Source organism: Mesorhizobium sp. C264A (assembly GCF_040324515.1).
Classification (GTDB): Bacteria; Pseudomonadota; Alphaproteobacteria; order Rhizobiales; family Rhizobiaceae; genus Mesorhizobium.
Map to the genome: position 1 here is coordinate 2356921 of NZ_JAMYVY010000001.1, position 18125 is coordinate 2375045.

Sequence of the window (18125 nt, forward strand, 5' to 3'; positions counted from 1 at the left end):
AATGGCGAACCAGACCATCGACAACGCGTTCACCGCCCGCTCCAAGACGGGGCCTTCCTTCGAGCCGACCTATGCCGGCGCGCTCTCGTTCATGCGGCGCAAATACACCAAGGATGCAAAGGGCGCGGACGCCGTCGTGTGGGGCATTCCGTTCGATGCCGCCGTCACCAACCGGCCGGGCGCGCGCTTCGGGCCGCAGGCGATCCGCCGCGCCTCGGCGATCCTCGACAACGACCCGCAATATCCGTTCTCGCGCGACCTGTTCGAGCATCTCGCCGTCATCGACTATGGCGATTGCCTGCTCGATTCGGGCAATCACCAGAAGACACCAGGCACGATCGAGCGCGAGGCGGCGAAGATCCTGAAATCGGGTGCCTTCCTGTTGTCGCTCGGCGGCGACCATTTCGTCACCTGGCCGCTGCTCAAGGCGCATGCCGCCATCCATGGGCCGCTGGCGCTGGTGCAGTTCGACGCGCATCAGGACACCTGGCCTGACGATGGCAAGCGCATCGACCACGGTTCGTTCGTCGGGCGCGCCGTCAATGAGGGCATCATCGATCCTGATCGTTCGATCCAGATCGGCATCCGCACGCATGCCCCCGATACGTTCGGCATCAAGATCCTTTACGGTCACGAGATCGAGGAGATGCGGGCTTCCGACATCGCCTATGCGATCGTCGACCGCACCGGCGGCAGGAAGACCTATCTCACCTTCGACATCGACTGCCTCGACCCGGCCTTTGCGCCCGGCACCGGCACGCCGGTTGCCGGCGGACCGTCCTCGGCGAAAATCCTGTCGACGCTGCGCCAGCTCGGCCAAGTCGATATTGTCGGCGCCGACGTCGTCGAGGTTGCGCCGGCCTATGATCACGCCGATATAACGGCGATCGCCGGCTCGATGGTGGCCATGCACTATCTCGGCCTGGTGGCCGAGCGAAAAGCGCGGGCGGAAGAGCTGAACAGCGGCAACCATGGCGCGGCAAACCATGGCCAGGGCATATAGGCCTGAATTAGCAGGGAATTGACGGGCACATGAAACCGAAAATCTTCATCGATGGCGAACACGGCACCACCGGCCTGCAGATCCGGGCGCTGCTGGCCGAGCGCGGCGACCTCGAGATCATCTCGATCCCGGCCGAGCGCCGCAAGGAAACGGCGGCGCGCGCCGAGTTCCTCAATGCAGCCGATGTCGCCATCCTGTGCCTGCCGGATGCGGCTGCCAAGGAAAGCGTATCGCTGATTGCCAACGACACCACCAAGGTGATCGACGCCTCCACGGCGCATCGCGTAGCCGAGGGCTGGGAATATGGCTTTGCCGAGATGGAAAAGGGCCAGGCCAAGATCATCGCCAATGCAAAACGCGTCGCCAATCCCGGCTGCTGGCCGCAAGGACCGATCGCGACACTGCGGCCGCTGGTCGCCGCCGGCCTGCTGCCGGCGGATTTCCCGATCACCGTCAATGGCATTTCGGGCTATTCGGGCGGCGGCCGGCCGATGATCGAGGACTATGTCGCCAAGGGCGAGGATGCCTCTGAATTCCAGGTCTATGGGCTGACCCTGCAGCACAAGCATGTGCCGGAGCTGCGCACCTATGCGAAGCTGTCGCACGATCCGATCATGCAGCCGGCGGTCGGCAATTTCGCCCAAGGCATGATCACAGTGGTGCCGCTGCAGCTCGGCGGGCTCGACCATGTGCCGGTCGGCGCCGAACTGCACGCGGCAATCGCCGACCATTTTGCCGCCATCAAGGGCGGCGTGGTCGAGGTAGCTCCTTACGAGCACGTGGAGCGCCTGCCCGAGATCAATCCCGAGGTCTATAACGGCACCAACCGCATGAAGGTCTATGTCTTTGCCAATGACGACAGGGCGCAGGCGCTGCTGATTGCGGTCTATGACAATCTCGGAAAGGGCGCCTCGGGTGCTGCCGTTCAGAACATGGATCTGATGCTCGGCCTTTAATTCAGTTGGAGAGAGCATGTTGCCCGAAAACCGCTTAACACTTTTCGGCATCACGCTCTGAATGGACGCGCCTGCATTTCCAAAGCGCTGGAAGATCAGCGCGCCCGAGCTCATTGCGGAGACGTTTTCGAGCCGCATCTGGAAGGTGCGGCGTGAGGACGGCTCGCCGGCCATCGTCAAGGCGCTCAAACCATTCGACGATGTCGAGGACGAGTTGCGCGGCGAGCACTATCTCGCATGGCGGCGCGGCGAAGGCGCGGTGCGGCTGCTTGGCCGGGACGGCCACCGCATGCTGCTCGAATATGCCGGTGACACCCTGCTTTCCGACGTTCTGGCCAAAGAAGGCGACAACGCCGCGACCGCAATCGCGGCCGAGTTGATGGGGAGACTGTTCTCGCCCTCAAGACACCCTGCCCCGCCGGACCTGCAGCCGCTGCGGACACGGTTTGCCAGCCTGTTCAAAAAGGCCGGAGCCGATCGCGACGCCGGAGAGCACAGCCTCTATATCGAGGCCGCCGAAATCGCGGACCGGCTGCTCGATGCCCCGCATGCGGTCAAGCCGCTGCATGGCGACCTGCATCACGACAACATTTTGCACGGTGCGCGCGGCTGGCTGGCGATCGACCCGAAGGGCGTGCTCGGCGATCCCGGCTTCGACGCCGCCAATCTGTTCTACAACCCACTGGGGCGCGACGACCTCTGCCTCGATCCCGAGCGCGCGCATATGGCTGAGATCTTCGCCAGGACACTCGGCCAGACGCCGGCTGCCATTCTCGACCATGCCATCGCCTATGGCTGCCTGTCGGCCGCATGGCATCATGAGGACGAGAATGCGGTCGACGAGAACCGCGAGCTGTCGGTTGCGGGAGTGATCCGAAAGGTGCGGCTCAGCTTCTGACCGGCGCAGCCTCGCGCTTTAGACGTAGCGAGGCAGTTCGTTCGCGAAATAGATTATTGCGACGGCCAAGACACCGTAGACGATGTACCTGCGTTCATGGGCGGCCGCGTTGGCAGTGGATAGGCGCCCTTGTTGCCGCGCCAGTGGGCGGCGGCAAATCCCAGCAGGACCAGCGCGAAGGCCTGATGGGTCAGCGCCATGTGCAGCGGCACCTGCATCAGCAGCGTGCCGATGCCGATCGAGGCCTGCACCAGCACCAGCAGAAACAGCAGCGTTGCGCGGCGTGCGTGTGTCGTGCCCGGCAGCCGCCGGCGCGTCGCTATCATATGCCAGAGCGCGATGGCAAAGACCGTATAGGCGCCGAGCCGGTGGACGAACTGCACCGTCTTCGGGTTCTCGAAGAAATTGCGCCAGGCCGGTTCGAGCAGCAGCAGCTCGCCGGGGATGATCTTGCCGTCCATCAGCGGCCAGGTGTTGTAGCTCAGGCCGGCGTCGAGCCCTGCGACCAGCCCGCCGAGATAGATCTGGACCAGCGCCAGCAGCACGATGAAACCGGCCAGTCTTTGCGTCGACCGGCCGGCGGCAGGCTCCGAATGCGGCGCCAGCCCGCGCGCGACCACCATGGTGGCAGCGAAGATCAGGGCGGCAAGCGTCAAATGCGTCGCCAGCCGGTACTGGCTGACGGAGACGCGGTCGACCAGGCCGGAGGCCACCATCCACCAGCCGATGGCGCCTTGCAGGCCACCAAGCAGCAGAATACCGACCAGCTTTGGCCCAAGGCCGCGCTCGATGCGGCGCGTCGCCCACAAGACCAGCAACGGCAGGCCGAAGACCAGGCCGACACTGCGCGCCAGGATGCGGTGCGCCCATTCCCACCAGAAGATCGATTTGAAGGCGTCCAGGCTCATGCCCTTGTTGAGCTCGGCATATTGCGGAATCTTTTGATAAAGCTGGAATTCCTCCTGCCACTCCGCGTCATTGAGCGGCGGTATCACACCGTGGATCGGCTTCCACTCGGTGATCGACAGGCCGGAATTGGTGAGCCTGGTGGCGCCGCCGACCAGCACCAGCGCAAACAGCACCAGAAGCACGACATACAGCCAGCCGCGCACCAGCGCCCGATTTTTCAAGTCGCGATCGCGGTCAATGTAAGGCGCGGCGGCTGATATGGCGGTCATGGTTGGTCCCGGCAGGTTGACGTGGCGGATTGGTGAACCATCGCAACCCGGCTGACAAGACCGGACGGCGCGGCACGCCGTCGCGCCGCATCTCCCGGGTTGCACAGGCGCGCGGTTGGGCCTAAGCGAAGGCGATCAACGAGAACGCCTCATGCCCATCCGCCTGAAAAAGCTGATCGGAACCTTCCTGCTGGTGGCGCTGGTCATCATCTATGCGCTGGTCGCGTCGATCATAGCGGTCGCGCAGCTGTCGCAATCCAGCCCGCTGGTGCATTTCCTGTTCTTCCTGTTCAGCGGCCTGTTCTGGGTGCTGCCGGCGATGGGCATCATCAAATGGCTGATCCTGGAGCCGCCGCCGAAAGGCTGAAGCGCCCGACCCAGGTTAGATGGTGACGACCATTTTGCCGGCATTGGCCAGCGGCGTCGTCACGCCCGACAACATGGTGCGGATATGGGCGACGCTCTGGTAGCGGCCGTTGATCGAAATGCGCGGCAGCGCGTGCAGGAAGCCGGCGTGCTCGGCGTGCAGCACGCCGTGGCGAGTGGTCACCGCCGAGGCGTAGCCGGCGTCGCGGGCAAAGCCCACTTCGCGGCAGCCGACAGCGCTGGCGTAACCATAGGGGTAAGCGAGATGACGGGGGTCTTCGCCGAGCTGCGCCTGCAGCTGGCGCCTGACGTCGACGATTTCATGGCGCGCATCGGCTTCGTCGAGCCGCTTCAGATTGCGGTGGTTGACCGTATGCGCGCCGATCGTCACCAGCCTGTGCCCGGCCACGGCGCGGATATCGTCCCAAGTCATTAGCGTGCTTGGGCGCAAGCCATCGAGGTCGATGCCGTTCGAGCGCGCCAGATCGCGCAGCACAGCGCGCTGATCCTCCTCGCGCACCTCGAGCGTCAGATAGGCATGCAGACGCGCATTGGCGTGGAGTTTCTTGCCGTGGGTCGAGCAGTCGATGGTCACCGGCCCCTTCGGCGTCGCCAGCGTCAAACGCTCCCGCGCGTTGACGATATCCTCGACCACGTCCCACCATAAATCGGCGCTGCCGTCGATCAGACCCGGCGCGACATAGATGGTGATCGGCGCGTCGTGCTTTTCCAGCACTGGCAGCGCTTCGGTCATGTTGTCGCGATAGGCGTCGTCGGCGGTGATGGTGGCGAACTGGCCGTCCTTGCCGCCGGCCTTGATGCGCTCGATCGCCTCGTCGAGGGTGACGAAGGCATAGCCCCTCGCCTTCATGTCGGCGACGAGAGCGTCGAGGAATCGCGGGGCGATGTTGAGGTGGCGGTTGACGCCGTCCGGCTTCTCCGGCGTGGCGGTGACCCGATGCAACATGAGGATTGCGCCAATGCCGCCGACGAACGGCTTGGCCAGCGGTGCAAGGCCGGTAAAGCGGGCGATATTAAGCGCCAGTTTCCGAACTGCCTCACCACCGTCGATCATTCATTCACCTTTTGCGCCTAGGCTCGATCCAAGCACGGAACGCGCCGACGCGAACTCCTGATCGCGACGAATACGCCTTAAGGATTGAGGTATGGTTGACGCCACCGCGTCATTTGACGGCAATCGGCTCGCCGCAAGCAAGGCGTCTGCGCGTGCGCCGGCTGCCGACCAGACCAGTCTGTCGGTGTCGATCGCAGATGCTGCCGCGCTCGCCTCTTACGGCGAATTCTGCCGTTCGGCGCTGTTTGCGCCGGCGCAAAGCGCGGCCTGGGTTCATGCCTGGACGGCGCAGGCCAATCCCGATGCGGTCGTCGCCACGCTGACAATCGAGGACAGGCCGGTCTTTGCACTGGCACTGGAAATCACGCGAACTGGTCCATTCCGCGTCGCCCGCTTCATGGGCGGGCGCCATGCCAACGGCAATTTCGCCGCCGCCGATCCGGCATGGCTGGCAAAGGCCGATGCCGGGGGGATACGCAGGCTGGTGACGGCGATCGGCAAGGCGCGCCCCGACATCGATCTCGTTGCCTTGGAAAGGCTGCTCCCCGACCTCGATGGCGTTGCCAATCCGCTGGCGGCGTTCTCCAACTTTCCGAGCCCAAACCTGTCGCTCGCCGTCAATCTCGACGGTGGTTTCGATGTGCTGCTGTCGCGTGTGGGCGGCAAGCGCAAGCGCAAGAAGCACCGTTCGCAGACACGCAAGTTCGAGGCGGTCGGCGTTCATCGCCGCATCGAGGCGCAGACACCGGAAGACGTGAACCGGCTGCTCGACGCTTTCTTCGAGATGAAGGAGTTCCGCTTCGCCAAGATGGGCATCGCCAATGTCTTCGGCGAGCCGGAGGTGCGGGCTTTCTTCCGTGCCCTCTTCGCCGGCGCGCTGGCCGAGGAGAAACCGGCCTTTGTGCTGCATGGGCTCGAAGTGGCCGGCAAGCTGCGCGCAATCACCGGCTCGAGCCGCTCGGGCAAACGCCTGATCTGCGAATTCGGCGCCATCGCCGAGGACGATCTCGGCCACACCAGCCCCGGCGATTTCCTTTTCTTCGACATCATCGAGGAAGCCTGCCAAACAGGCTTCGATGTCTATGATTTCTCGGTCGGCGACGAGCCCTACAAGCGGCTCTGGTGCGATATCGAGACCCAGCATTTCGAGGTGCTGGCGCCCCTGACGCTGAAGGGACGCGCCCTGGCGTCGGCGCTGCGGCAGGGCGCACGGGCGAAAGCCTTCATCAAGAACAACCCGACGGTCTGGAAGCTGACCAAGATGCTGCGCCGCAAGGCCGCCGGACAGGCAGCGCCCGCTCCCACGGACGACGAAAACTAGCGTTCAGAAATTCAGCGCTTCGCGGAGCGCCGGGCCGGCCCTGACCCGCAGGTCGAGATCCGCCTCGATGTGGTCGATATGGTGCAGCATCAGCCGGCTCACCAACCCGCAATCGCCGCTCTCCAGCGCGCCGACCATTTCCGTGTGCTCACTGTGCCCGCAGGCCGACACGCCGGATCGTCCGTAAAGGGCGATCACCAGCGACGAACGCGCCACCAGCTCCTCCATGAAGCGCTGCAGGATGGCATTGCCGGCGACGGAGGCGAGCAGCAGATGGAAATCGCCCGACGCCTTGATCTCGGAGCGCCGGGCGGTTGGGCCGCGCTCGGCGATGAAGCGCCCTTCCTCGTCGAGCTGCGCTCGGAACGCAGCGATATCGGTGGCTGTGACCCGCCCGCAGGCGGCAATGGCGATGCCCGGCTCGATCAGCCGGCGCGATGCGAACACCTGGCGCGCTTCCTCGGGCGAAGGGTTGGCGACGAAGGCGCCACGGTTGCGCTCGGTACGCACCAGCCCCTCGAAGGACAGCATCTGCAGCGCCGCGCGCGCGACGGTGCGCGAGACGTCGAACAGCGTGCCGACCTCGCCTTCCGACAGCTTGGTGCCGGGCGTCAGCCGACGGTCGACGATGGCGTCCCGCAGATTGTCGCGAATCGCCTGGGCGCGATCCTGGTTGGCGCTGTCGGCGGAATGGATCTGATCGGCAATGTTCATGGCGATGATGGTTCCCAGCCTCTTCTAGCGCGACTCGTCGCCTGCGCACGAGAGGCAAAGTGGACACGAAGCCAAAAAAGATTGCATACGATTCTTGTGCAGATCGCGCACAATCGCCCATAATTTGTGCAATGCACAAGATAGCCTACCGGCTAGGCAGTGGGCAAGAACCCCGATTTCGCTGTCGATTCAAACGCTTGGGCCGATTGCCGCCGATTGGCACGCATAATGCATTGGTTAATGCGACCAAACGGGGAAGCCTGAATGTCCAAAGCCGCCGAGATCGACATCGTCTCCGTTTCGAAAGTGTACGGAACGACGACTGCCGTCGAGGCCATCAGCCTGAAAATACCGGCAGGCACCTATTGCTGCCTGCTTGGCCCCTCCGGCTGCGGCAAGACCTCGACGCTGCGCATGATCGCCGGCCACGAAAGCATTTCGTCGGGCGATGTCCGCCTCGGCAACATTGTCGTCACCGACCTGCCGCCGGCAAAGCGTGGCACGGCGATGATGTTCCAGTCCTATGCGCTGTTTCCGCATCTCGACCTTGTCGACAATGTCGCCTTCAGCCTGAAGATGAAGGGCGTCGACAAGGAGCAGCGCCGTGCCAAGGCGCTCGATATGCTCAAGCTGATGCAGATGGAGGCCTATGCGACGCGCAGGCCGGCGCAGCTTTCCGGCGGCCAGCAGCAGCGTGTTGCACTCGCCCGCGCTCTGATCACCGATCCCGAGGCGCTGCTGCTCGACGAGCCGCTGTCGGCACTCGACCCGTTCCTGAAGATACGCATGCGCGCCGAGCTGAAGAAATTGCAGACCTCGCTTGGCATCACTTTTGTCCACGTCACCCACAGCCAGGAAGAGGCCATGGCCTTGGCGGACCTGATCGTGGTGATGAATGACGGCCGCATCGAACAGGCGGCGCCGCCGCGAGATGTGTTCGAAAGGCCGGCCACCGCCTTCGTCGCGCGCTTCATGGGCGACCACAATGTCATCTCCGGCCGGGTCACCGGCGCGCGCGACGGCATGGTCGTCTTCGACGTCAATGGTGGCGCCTCGCTCGCCGCCCGCGGGCAAGGCCGGGAGGCGGGCCAAGAGGTGGGCACGCCGATCGACATTGCCATCCGCACCGACCATGTGCGCATCGGCGAAGCACCCTCTCCCGGCCTCGGCTTCACCGGCATCGTCTCCAACATCGAATATCGCGGCGCCACGGTGAAGCTGTCGGTCACCGGCGGCGGCATCGACGATTTCACCGTTATCATCGACGATTCCGACTTCTTCGCCAAACCCGTCGCCCTTGGCGACGCCGTACCGCTCGCCTGGGATTCCGAGGACGCCATCGTCCTCGGCCGCCTTCATTCATGAATTCAACGAAGCAAAACAAAACAGGGGAATAGGAATGACAAAAACAGTAGAAACAAAGACCGGAATTTCGCGCCGTTCGTTGCTCAAGACAGGTGCGGCCGCCGTCGGCCTCGCCGCAGGCTCGGGCGCCATTACAGGCTTCCCGACCATCTGGGCGCAGTCCAACATCACGCTGCGCCAGTTCGGCACCGGCGTGTCGAACCTGAACGCGATCGCCGACAAGTGCAAGGCCGACCTCGGCATCACGCTGGAAATGACGGCGACCGATTCGGACGCGGCCGCCCAGCGCGCCGTGACCCAGCCCGACAGCTATGACATCGCCGACATCGAATACTGGATCTGCAAGAAGGTGTTCCCGAGCGGCGTGCTGCAGCCGATGGATGTCAGTAAGCTGAAATACTACGACGAACTGGTGCCGTTGTTCAAAACCGGCAAGCTGACGCCCGACAGCATCATTGCCCAGGGCACCGCGCCGCACACGGTCGGCTATGTCGAAGCGCAGGACTCAAAGACCTTCGCCAAGGCGCCGACCAAGTGGTTCACCATGGTGCCGACGATCTACAACGCCGATACGCTAGGCATCCGGCCCGACCTCGTCGGCCGCGACATCACCACCTGGGCCGACATCATGGACCCGGCCTTCAAGGGCAAGACCGCGATCCTCAACATCCCGTCCATCGGCATCATGGATGCGGCCATGATCATGGAGGCCACAGGCAGCATCGAATATGCTGACAAGGGCAACATGACCAAGGAAGAGATCGACAAGACGATCGACTTCCTCATCAAGGCCAAGCAGGCCGGCCAGTTCCGCGCCTTCTGGAAGTCGTTCGACGAGAGCGTCAACCTGATGGCATCGGGCGAGGTGGTCATCCAGTCGATGTGGTCGCCGGCCGTCGCCGCCGTCCGCTCCAAGGGCATCGCCTGCCGCTTCCAGCCGCTCAAGGAAGGCTATCGTTCATGGGGCGGCGGCCTTGGACTTGCCGCCCATCTGAAAGGCGCCGAGCTCGACGCGGCCTACGAATACATCAACTGGTATACGTCGGGCTGGGTCGGCGGCTATCTCAACCGCCAGGGCTACTATTCCGCCAATATGGTCTCGGCCAAGAAGTTCATGTCCGAGGACGAATGGGGCTACTGGATCGAAGGCAAGCCGGCCAAGGGCGAGATCAAGGCGCCGGACGGCACCGTCATGGAAAAGGCCGGCGCCGTGCGCGACGGCGGCTCGTTCGAAGAGCGTATGGGCAAAGTCGCCTGCTGGAACTCGGTCATGGACGAGGACCGCTACATGGTGAAGCGCTGGAACGAGTTCATCGCGGCGTAGAGCGGACGCGTTCACTGTGATGTTGCGATCCTTCGCGCCCCCCTCTGTCCTGCCGGACATCTCCCCCACTTGGGGGGAGATTGGCAGCGTCATGGCCGGCTCTTCGTTAGCAACGTTGGAGTTTGGCGAAGGCCGTTATGAGAGTTCGATCTCCCCGCTCGTGGGGGAGATGTCCGGCAGGACAGAGGGGGGCGCGAAGGATCGCAAGTCATCGCGATCACACGGAGGATTTTCCCAATGACAGTCGCGCTCGAAAGCCCCGCCATCGCAGCAGCCAAGCCCGCCAGACACCGCCGCTTCTCCATCAGTGCCGTCACGCCCTACCTCCAATCGGCGCCGCTGGCGCTCATCCTCGGTGCGTTCCTGCTCTTGCCAATCATCATGATCGTCGTCGTCTCCTTCTGGGACTACGACTTCGCCGCCATGTATCCGGATTTCCTGACGACGAACTATTCCGACGTGCTGGGATCATGGGTCACCTGGAAGACCTATCTCAACACCATCAAATTCGCTGCCATCGTCTGGGCTCTGACCTTGTTCATCGGCTTCTGGGTCGCCTATTTCCTCGCCTTCCATATCCGCACCACCGCCATGCAGATGGTGCTGTTCCTTGTCTGCACGGTGCCGTTCCTGACCTCCAACATCATCCGCATGATCTCGTGGATCCCGGTGCTTGGCCGCAACGGGTTGATCAACTCGACGCTGGTGCAATTGGGGCTGGTGCCAAAACCCATCGAATGGCTGCTCTATTCGGAATTCGCCGTGGTGCTGGCCATGGTGCATCTCTACACGCTGTTCATGGTAACGCCGATCTTCAACACGTTGATGCGCATCGACCGCTCGCTGGTCGAGGCCGCGCGCGATGCCGGCGCGTCCGGCTGGCAGGTCTTGTGGAACGTCGTCATCCCGCTGGCCAAGCCCGGCATGGCGATCGGCACCATCTTCGTCGTCACGCTGGTGATGGCCGATTTCTCCACTGTGCAGGTGATGTCGGGCGGCCAGAGCGCGTCGGTCGCACTGATGATGAAGAACCAGATGTCGCTGCTGCAGTATCCCGCAGCCGCCGCCAATGCCGTGGTGTTGCTGGTGTTGGTACTGTTGATGGTCGCGGGCATCCTGCGCATCGTCGACATCCGCAAGGAGCTTTGAGGTGAGCCACGAAAAACGCACCCTCGAATTCTATGTGCTTGCGGTCTTCTTCACTCTGTTCGTGCTGTTCCTCTACGGCCCGCTGTCGGCGATCCTGATCCTTTCTTTCCAAGGCGAGACCGGCGGCCTCACCTTCCCGCTCAATGGCGTGTCGCTGCACTGGTTCGCCAATCTGTTCGAGCGCCAGGCGGTCGGCGATTTCGGCGGCAGCTTCAAGCGCTCGCTCGTGCTCGGCCTTATGGTGATGATCGTCACCGTCGTCGTGTCGCTGCTGGCGGGGCTCGCTTTCCGGCAAAAATTTCGTGGCGCCACCGCTTTGTTCTACCTGGCGGTCGCCAGCCTCGTAGTACCCTCGATCATCATTTCGCTCGGCATCGGCGTCGTCTTCCAGCAGGTCGGCTTCCGCCCAGCCTGGTACACATCGGCCTTCGGCGCGCACCTGACCTGGACCTTGCCCTTCGGCGTGCTCATCATGTTCGCCGTCTTCAACCGCTTCTCGCCCGCCTATGAGGAAGCCGCGCGTGACCTGGGCGCCAACTCCTGGCAGACCTTCGCCCATGTCGTGCTGCCGATGATCGCGCCGAGCCTGATCGGCGTCGGCCTGTTCGGCTTCACGCTGTCCTATGACGAGTTCGCCCGCACGCTGATGACGTCGGGCACCTTCAACACGCTGCCGCTCGAGATCTACGGCATGACCACCAATGTCACGACGCCGGTGCTCTACGCGCTGGGCACGGTGACCACCGTGTTCTCCTTCCTGGTGATCCTGGCCACACTGGGCGCCATCCTCTATGTTGGCCGCAGGCGGGCCAGGGTTTGATTGTGCAGATACTGGTGGTGAACCCCAACACGACGGCGAGCATGACCGAGACGATCGCGGCGGCGGCGCGCGGCGTTGCCGGCGCCGGGACCGAGGTGATCGCGGTCACCTCCTCGATGGGCCCGGCCTCGATCGAGGGCTATTATGACGAGGCATTGGCCGTGCCCGGCCTTTTGATGGAGATCGCCGCCGGCGAACGTGCCGGGGCTCAGGCCGCCATCATCGCCTGCTTCGACGATACCGGCCTGGATGCGGCACGCGCCATGGCCTCCATTCCGGTCATCGGCATCTGCGAGGCCGCACTCGGTGTCGCCTCCTACATTGCCCAGCGATTCACAGTGGTGACGACCACCGAACGCTCGCGTGTCCCTGTCGAGGGGCTGGTGCAGCGCTATGGCATGGCCGGGCGTGCCCGCGTGCGCGCCGCCGACATTCCCGTACTCTCGCTTGAAGACGCTGCTTCCGGCGCTGTCGAGAAACTGCGCGCCGAGATCGCCCGCGCCATAGCGGAAGACCGCGCCGAGGCCATCGTGCTCGGCTGCGCCGGCATGGCCGACCTGGCACACCGGTTGCAGCAAGAGTTCGACCTGCCCGTCATCGACGGCGTCGGCGCCGCCCTCAAACAGGCCGAGGCGCTGATCGCATTGGGCCTGTCGACCTCGAAGCGCGGCTCCTATGCCAGTCCGCTGGCCAAGCCCTATCGCGGCGTGCTGAAATCCTTCTCGCCGGGGGTGGTCGCCGCGGAGTGAACGCTATGAAGCCTACCGTCCGCGCATTGTCTCCGCCGGAACTGACCGTTCTCATCGACTGGGCGGCGGCTGAAGGCTGGAACCCTGGCCTTGATGATGCCGCCGCGTTCCGGCCAACCGATCCTGAAGGGTTCATCGGCGCTTTTGTCGACAACGAGATGACCGCCGCCATCTCGGCTGTCGCCTATGGCGGCAACTTCGGTTTCATCGGTCTCTACATCTGCCGACCAGACATGCGCGGCAAAGGCCATGGCAAAGCAGTCTGGAATGCGGGCATGGCCAGGCTGGCCGGCCGAACGGTCGGCCTCGACGGGGTCGCCGCGCAGCTGGCGAATTATCGCCGCACGGGATTCAGCTCGGCGTACGAAACCATCCGCTTCAGCGGCCGTATCGCGACCCCGCCCGTCCGAAGCGAAGGGGTGCGCATGATAACCACGCAACTCGTGCCCGACATCATCGCCTATGACGCCCGCTGTTTCCCCGCGCCTCGACGAGCCTTCCTGCACCGCTGGGCGCAGCCGCCGCATTGCGGGTTCGCCGCGATCAGTTCACTCGGCACCATAGGCTACGCCGTGGCTCGTCCCTGCCGTTCGGGTTACAAGATCGGCCCGCTGTTTGCCGACGACACCGAGACGGCGATGCAGCTCATGGGCAGTCTGGCTGCCGCATGCGAAGGTGGCGACCTGCATATCGACGTTCCTGCCGAAAATTTCGATTTCACCACGGCGCTTTCAGCAATTGGTTTCAGGCCGACCTTCACCACCACGCGCATGTACAAGGGCCCGCCTCCGAAGGTCGACTCGCGCCGAATATTTGGCGTGACGACCCTGGAGTTGGGGTAGATCCCGGCGCCGACTGACAGGCTTGGTTTTTCGGGAGCCGGCGGGCGATGGACGAGCCGATCCGTAGTAGCGCCGCCTAAGTCGAATTGTCTGATGTCTCAGGCGGCGCTACGTCGTCCCGGCACGGGGTTACCCGGCGTCTCGTGGCCGATCGGCGTCACCAGAGTGAGGTCGGGATAGCCGCTTTCGATCAGCTCGACGGCGGCCTGCGCCACCTCATCGTCCGCCTGCAGCATGGACATGAAGACCTCGGTGCTGTCGCCGACCAGTCGGCTGATGCCTTGCGCATCGGCCGGTCCGCATTCGACAATGACCAGATCATAGGCAGTGGTCAGCGACTGCATGATGATCGGCAGCCGGTCGGCGGCGCGCATGGCGCGAACCGGATCGGCGGTGCCGACGGGAACGACATGGCAGTCGGAATAGAGGTCAGCGTGAATGACGTCGCTGAACTGCGCTTCCGAAGCCAGCAGATTGGTGATGCCGGGGAAAAGTCCGCTGTCCAGCATCGGCCGCGAGGCGGCACCTGACGCCGTGAGATCGAGCAGCAGCACACGCAGGCCAGCGTCGGAGACTTCGCGCGCTACCAGCACTGCCGATGCAGCCGCCTCATCGCCTTCGGGCGACACGAAGATGGCGCGCGCAGCACCGCTGGCGATCAGCTTTTCCGCCGCCTTCTCGACATCGATCTCGCCAAGGCTGGAGCGTACCCGCTCGGGTTCGGATTGCGGTTCTGGATCGGCAGCCGCTGCTCCTTCCAGCACTGAAGGAGCCGGCTCCTGCTCCGGCTCGGGCGCCAGTTCAGACTCCATGGCCGTCCGCTGATCGACCACCTCCTCGGCCACGACTGCGGCCGGTTCCGGGTCGACGACCGGCGCCGACATTGCCGGCATCGCAACCTGTTCGATGCGGTCCAAGCGGGCCCCTGGGGCCGGACGCATGGCGCGGCCGGAAAACAGCTCCTGCAGCAGCGTGATGACCGACATCAGCAGCAGCGAGCCGACTAAGGCGGCGCCGACGATCGGCACGAGCTTGGGGAAATAGGGTTCCGACGGCACGCGCGCCTCGGAAAACACGCTGGCATCGACCGGCAGATAGTTTTTGCGCGAGGACACTTCGCGGAAGCTCGCCATATAGGATTCAAGCTGCTGGCGCCGGACGTTCGCCTCACGCTGCAGCGCATCCAGCTGGACTTGTTCCTCGCCGGCGCGCGACGACGCCGCTTTCAGCTTGTTGACGTCCGACATCAGCTGGTTTTCGCGCGCCTGGGCGGTCTGCGCCTGCGTCAGCAACCCGCGCATGATCTTTTGCGCCTCGTTGCGGATCTGACCGTCGAGATCGGCTAGCTGCGACCTCATCGCCCGCAGGCGCGGATGGTTGTCGAGCAAAGTGGTGGAAAGATCGGCGATGTTGGTTCTGAGCTCGATCTGACGCTCGCGCAGCCGCTGGATCAGATCGGAAGACAGCACTTCGGGTACAGCGTCCAGCGAACCGCCATTCTGCAGGGCCTGGCGCACCCTTTCGGCCGTTGCCTCAGCCGAGGCGCGGCTGGCGCGCACACGCGACAGCTCGCTCGATAGTTCGGACAATTGCTGTGTCGCCAGCACCGAATTGTTGCCAGCCATCAACAGGTCCGACTGAGCGGAGCGGAAGGCCGCGACCTTGGCCTCTGCATCCCTGACCTGCTTCTGCAGCTCCTCGATCTCCGGCCCGAGGAAGGCGGTCGCGGCCGCGTTCGACGTGGTCTTGGCATCTGCCTGATAGGCCATGTAGGCCTTGGCGATGGCATTCGGAATATCGGCGGCAAGCTGGCGGTCTTCCGAGGAAAATTCGACGGCGATGGCACGCGTCTTCTCCACGCCATAGACGTTTAGCTTGTCGCGCATTTTAGTCAGCACGCGCTCTTCGAGCGGAATCTCTGCCGGATCACTTTTCAGTCCGGCAATGACAAGAAGTCGGGCTACCGGCGACATGCCGAGCGCATCGTTGAACTCGGGCTTGTCGCCCAGGTGCAGATTGCCAGCCACCTTATTGAGAATGTCGGACGAGGAAATGACCTGAACCTCGGTTGCTACACCTTCCGCATCGAGCACAGGTTTGTCGTCTTCATTGGTGCCGGCAGGCCGCGTATAGGCCGATTCGCTCAACTGGATTTTCAGCTGCGTCGTGGCCTTATAATGCGGCGTGGCAAGCCACGCGAACGCGAAGGCGAGACCAGTGACGAGAAGCGTGATCACAACAATGCGCAGCCAGTTCCGCGCCAGGCTGGCAAAGAGCTGTCTCAGGTCGACATCGACATCTGCGGCCGCGGACTGGTCGGACATGCATTCCTGCTCCGGACATGAGGCTAGATGGTAGCGTAAACAACTATGGTAACTCAGCCGTTAAGATCGCGGCAAGCAGCTGTTAGGGTTTGCTGACATCCGGTAAACAAAGCCAGCAAAACTATACGGCTTTTTGTCGATTGCCGCCAAATCGGCCGCGTCCCTTTACCGGCCATTAACCCTAACAGGATGATAACGAACCCAGATCCTTAAGGTTTGCCGCCGTGTCCTGGCGGCCATAGCGACGAAGGTGTGTGTCCGATCATGAAAAGCGCTGCTGGTCTGTTTCGCGCTCTGCTGGCCGTGTCGATCCTCGCCGGCTGCTCCAGCTACCGGCCGACGCCGGCGGCCTTCCACGAGGTACTCGACCAGCCCTATCGGCTCGGCGCCGGCGACCGTGTCCGCGTCACCGTGTTCGAACAGGACGGTCTGACCAACACCTACAGTGTCGATCAGTCCGGCTACATGTCCTTCCCGCTGGTCGGCGCGGTGCCGGCGCGCGGCCACACGGCCCAGCAGCTGGAAAAAGCGCTCGCCGACAAACTGCGCCAAGGCTATCTGCGCGACCCCGACGTGTCGGTCGAGATCGATCGCTACCGGCCGATCTTCGTCATGGGCGAAGTGGGCGCCGCCGGCCAGTATTCCTACGTGCCGGGCCTCACCGTGCAGAAGGCCATCGCGATTGCCGGCGGTTTCTCGCCGCGCGCCAACCAGGAAAGCGTCGACATCACCCGCGACATCAACGGCAAGGTGATGACAGGCCGGGTGGTTACCTCCGATCCGCTGCTGCCGGGCGACACGGTCTACGTTCGCGAACGCCTGTTCTGACATCAACGTGGCGGACCAGCTCAGGATCGTCCACTGCTTTCGCTCACCCGTCGGCGGAATCTTCCGGCATGTGCGCGACCTGACGGAGGCCCAGCTCGCCGCCGGACATGTTGTCGGCATCGTCTGCGATTCGACCACCGGCGGCGAATACGAGGAACGCCTGTTCGACCAGATGAAGGACAGCCTGGCGCTCGGCATCCATCGCACGCCGATGCAGCGCCATGTCGGGCCGGGCGACTTCGCCTCGGCCTGGCGCACTTACAGGATCATCAAGGAATTGCAGCCGGACGTGTTGCACGGACATGGCGCCAAAGGTGGCGCCTATGCCCGTCTGTTCGGCTCATTGTTGCGGGTATCTAGGTCTCGCGTAGCCCGCCTCTATTCGCCGCATGGCGGCTCCCTCCACTATGACGAAACGACGACCACCGGAAAGCTGTTCTTCGCGCTGGAGCGCTTCATGGCGCGCTTCACCGATTGCCTGCTGTTCGTCTCCGACTATGAGCGGCGCACCTATCGCAGGAAGGTCGGCGAGCCGCCGGTCCCGAACACGCTGGTCTATAACGGCCTGCGCGCCGCCGAATTCGAGCCGGTGGTCACACAGCCCGACGCAGCCGACCTGCTCTACATCGGCATGATGCGCGACCTCAAAGGGCCTGACATTTTCATCGACGCGCTGGTGCTAGCCGGGTCCCACCTTGAGCGCCGCTTGACCGCGGTCATGGTCGGCGATGGCGACGACCTGCCGCGCTACCATGCGCAGGTGAAACGGCTGGGCCTCGGAAAACAGGTCCGCTTCTTGCCGCCTATGCCAGCCAGGGAGGCCTTTGCACTGGCCGACCTCGTGGTTGTGCCGTCGCGCGCGGAAGCCATGCCCTATATCGTGCTGGAGACGCTGGCCGCAGGCAGGCCGATGATCGCCACGGCCGTCGGCGGCATTCCCGAAATCTTCGGTGAGGAATCCCCTGCCCTGATCCGTCCCGATCCGCGCCAACTCGGCGACAAGGTGGGTGAAGCGCTGCGCGATCTCGACGCATACCGGCGCGTCATGCCCGACACCGCCAGGCTCAGGGCGCGATTCGGCGCCGATGTGATGGCCGCCGAAATCGAAAAGGCCTATTTCGCCGCGCTCAACAGATAGACGACCCTCCAAAACCACAAGTTGTCTCAAGGCTTTTTTAGCTCTCTTTCTGCTATCGTCATCGCGGAAGCTTGT

Annotated in this window: 17 protein-coding genes; 13 read left to right on the top strand and 4 right to left on the bottom strand. The window is 63.6% G+C overall.

What is annotated here, in order from left to right; genetic code table 11:
* The first annotated feature begins 1 nt into the window (after position 1).
* From speB to NKL04_RS11645, 3 genes are all read left to right on the top strand, one after another.
* Positions 2–1003: an agmatinase gene (gene speB / locus NKL04_RS11635; protein WP_023669405.1), complete on the top strand. Its 1002-nt coding sequence runs from the start codon at positions 2–4 to the stop codon at positions 1001–1003.
* Between the two features lie 29 nt (positions 1004–1032).
* Positions 1033–1959 carry an N-acetyl-gamma-glutamyl-phosphate reductase gene (gene argC / locus NKL04_RS11640; RefSeq protein ID WP_023700521.1) on the top strand — a complete coding sequence of 309 codons (927 nt, stop codon included), beginning with the start codon at positions 1033–1035 and terminating at the stop codon, positions 1957–1959.
* Positions 1960–2020: 61 nt separating this feature from the next.
* Positions 2021–2857, top strand: a complete 837-nt coding sequence (locus NKL04_RS11645; protein ID WP_023700522.1) for an aminoglycoside phosphotransferase family protein — start codon at positions 2021–2023, stop codon at positions 2855–2857.
* 53 nt (positions 2858–2910) lie between these two features.
* Here NKL04_RS11645 and NKL04_RS11650 read toward each other — a convergent pair whose 3' ends face one another.
* Complete coding sequence (locus NKL04_RS11650; RefSeq protein ID WP_023700523.1) at positions 2911–4035, bottom strand: COX15/CtaA family protein; 1125 nt, start codon at positions 4033–4035, stop codon at positions 2911–2913.
* A gap of 151 nt (positions 4036–4186) precedes the next feature.
* Between NKL04_RS11650 and NKL04_RS11655 the strand changes: the two genes are divergently transcribed.
* The gene (locus tag NKL04_RS11655; RefSeq protein WP_023669401.1) at positions 4187–4402 is read left to right on the top strand and encodes a DUF2842 domain-containing protein; all 216 of its coding nucleotides are present in this window, start codon (positions 4187–4189) and stop codon (positions 4400–4402) included.
* Positions 4403–4417: 15 nt separating this feature from the next.
* Here NKL04_RS11655 and NKL04_RS11660 read toward each other — a convergent pair whose 3' ends face one another.
* Complete coding sequence (locus NKL04_RS11660; protein ID WP_023682321.1) at positions 4418–5476, bottom strand: polysaccharide deacetylase family protein; 1059 nt, start codon at positions 5474–5476, stop codon at positions 4418–4420.
* A 91-nt stretch (positions 5477–5567) separates the two neighbouring features.
* On the opposite strand from NKL04_RS11660, the gene NKL04_RS11665 reads away from it, so the two are divergent.
* Positions 5568–6797 carry a GNAT family N-acetyltransferase gene (locus NKL04_RS11665; protein ID WP_023682322.1) on the top strand — a complete coding sequence of 410 codons (1230 nt, stop codon included), beginning with the start codon at positions 5568–5570 and terminating at the stop codon, positions 6795–6797.
* A 3-nt stretch (positions 6798–6800) separates the two neighbouring features.
* Here the strand turns inward: NKL04_RS11665 and NKL04_RS11670 are convergent, their stop codons facing one another.
* The gene (locus NKL04_RS11670) at positions 6801–7511 is read right to left on the bottom strand and encodes a GntR family transcriptional regulator (RefSeq protein ID WP_023669398.1); all 711 of its coding nucleotides are present in this window, start codon (positions 7509–7511) and stop codon (positions 6801–6803) included.
* Positions 7512–7775: 264 nt separating this feature from the next.
* Between NKL04_RS11670 and NKL04_RS11675 the strand changes: the two genes are divergently transcribed.
* The 6 genes from NKL04_RS11675 to NKL04_RS11700 all read left to right on the top strand — a co-directional run bounded on the left by NKL04_RS11675 (position 7776) and on the right by NKL04_RS11700 (position 13760).
* A complete protein-coding gene (locus NKL04_RS11675; protein WP_023689478.1) occupies positions 7776–8876 on the top strand; it encodes an ABC transporter ATP-binding protein in 1101 nt (366 codons plus the stop codon).
* A 34-nt stretch (positions 8877–8910) separates the two neighbouring features.
* Complete coding sequence (locus tag NKL04_RS11680) at positions 8911–10200, top strand: ABC transporter substrate-binding protein (protein WP_023700524.1); 1290 nt, start codon at positions 8911–8913, stop codon at positions 10198–10200.
* 237 nt (positions 10201–10437) lie between these two features.
* Positions 10438–11349, top strand: a complete 912-nt coding sequence (locus tag NKL04_RS11685) for an ABC transporter permease (RefSeq protein WP_023700525.1) — start codon at positions 10438–10440, stop codon at positions 11347–11349.
* A gap of 1 nt (position 11350) precedes the next feature.
* Positions 11351–12169, top strand: coding sequence for an ABC transporter permease (locus NKL04_RS11690; protein WP_023669394.1), 819 nt, complete (start codon positions 11351–11353; stop codon positions 12167–12169).
* A gap of 2 nt (positions 12170–12171) precedes the next feature.
* Positions 12172–12918 (top strand): aspartate/glutamate racemase family protein, encoded by a 747-nt coding sequence (locus NKL04_RS11695; protein WP_023700526.1) that lies wholly within the window; start codon positions 12172–12174, stop codon positions 12916–12918.
* 5 nt (positions 12919–12923) lie between these two features.
* The gene (locus NKL04_RS11700) at positions 12924–13760 is read left to right on the top strand and encodes a GNAT family N-acetyltransferase (RefSeq protein WP_023700527.1); all 837 of its coding nucleotides are present in this window, start codon (positions 12924–12926) and stop codon (positions 13758–13760) included.
* 98 nt (positions 13761–13858) lie between these two features.
* Here NKL04_RS11700 and NKL04_RS11705 read toward each other — a convergent pair whose 3' ends face one another.
* The gene (locus tag NKL04_RS11705; protein ID WP_023700528.1) at positions 13859–16084 is read right to left on the bottom strand and encodes a GumC family protein; all 2226 of its coding nucleotides are present in this window, start codon (positions 16082–16084) and stop codon (positions 13859–13861) included.
* Positions 16085–16348: 264 nt separating this feature from the next.
* On the opposite strand from NKL04_RS11705, the gene NKL04_RS11710 reads away from it, so the two are divergent.
* Both NKL04_RS11710 and NKL04_RS11715 read left to right on the top strand, forming a co-directional pair.
* Complete coding sequence (locus NKL04_RS11710; RefSeq protein WP_023682330.1) at positions 16349–16912, top strand: polysaccharide biosynthesis/export family protein; 564 nt, start codon at positions 16349–16351, stop codon at positions 16910–16912.
* Between the two features lie 7 nt (positions 16913–16919).
* Positions 16920–18050: a glycosyltransferase gene (locus NKL04_RS11715; protein ID WP_023700529.1), complete on the top strand. Its 1131-nt coding sequence runs from the start codon at positions 16920–16922 to the stop codon at positions 18048–18050.
* Positions 18051–18125: the final 75 nt, after the last annotated feature.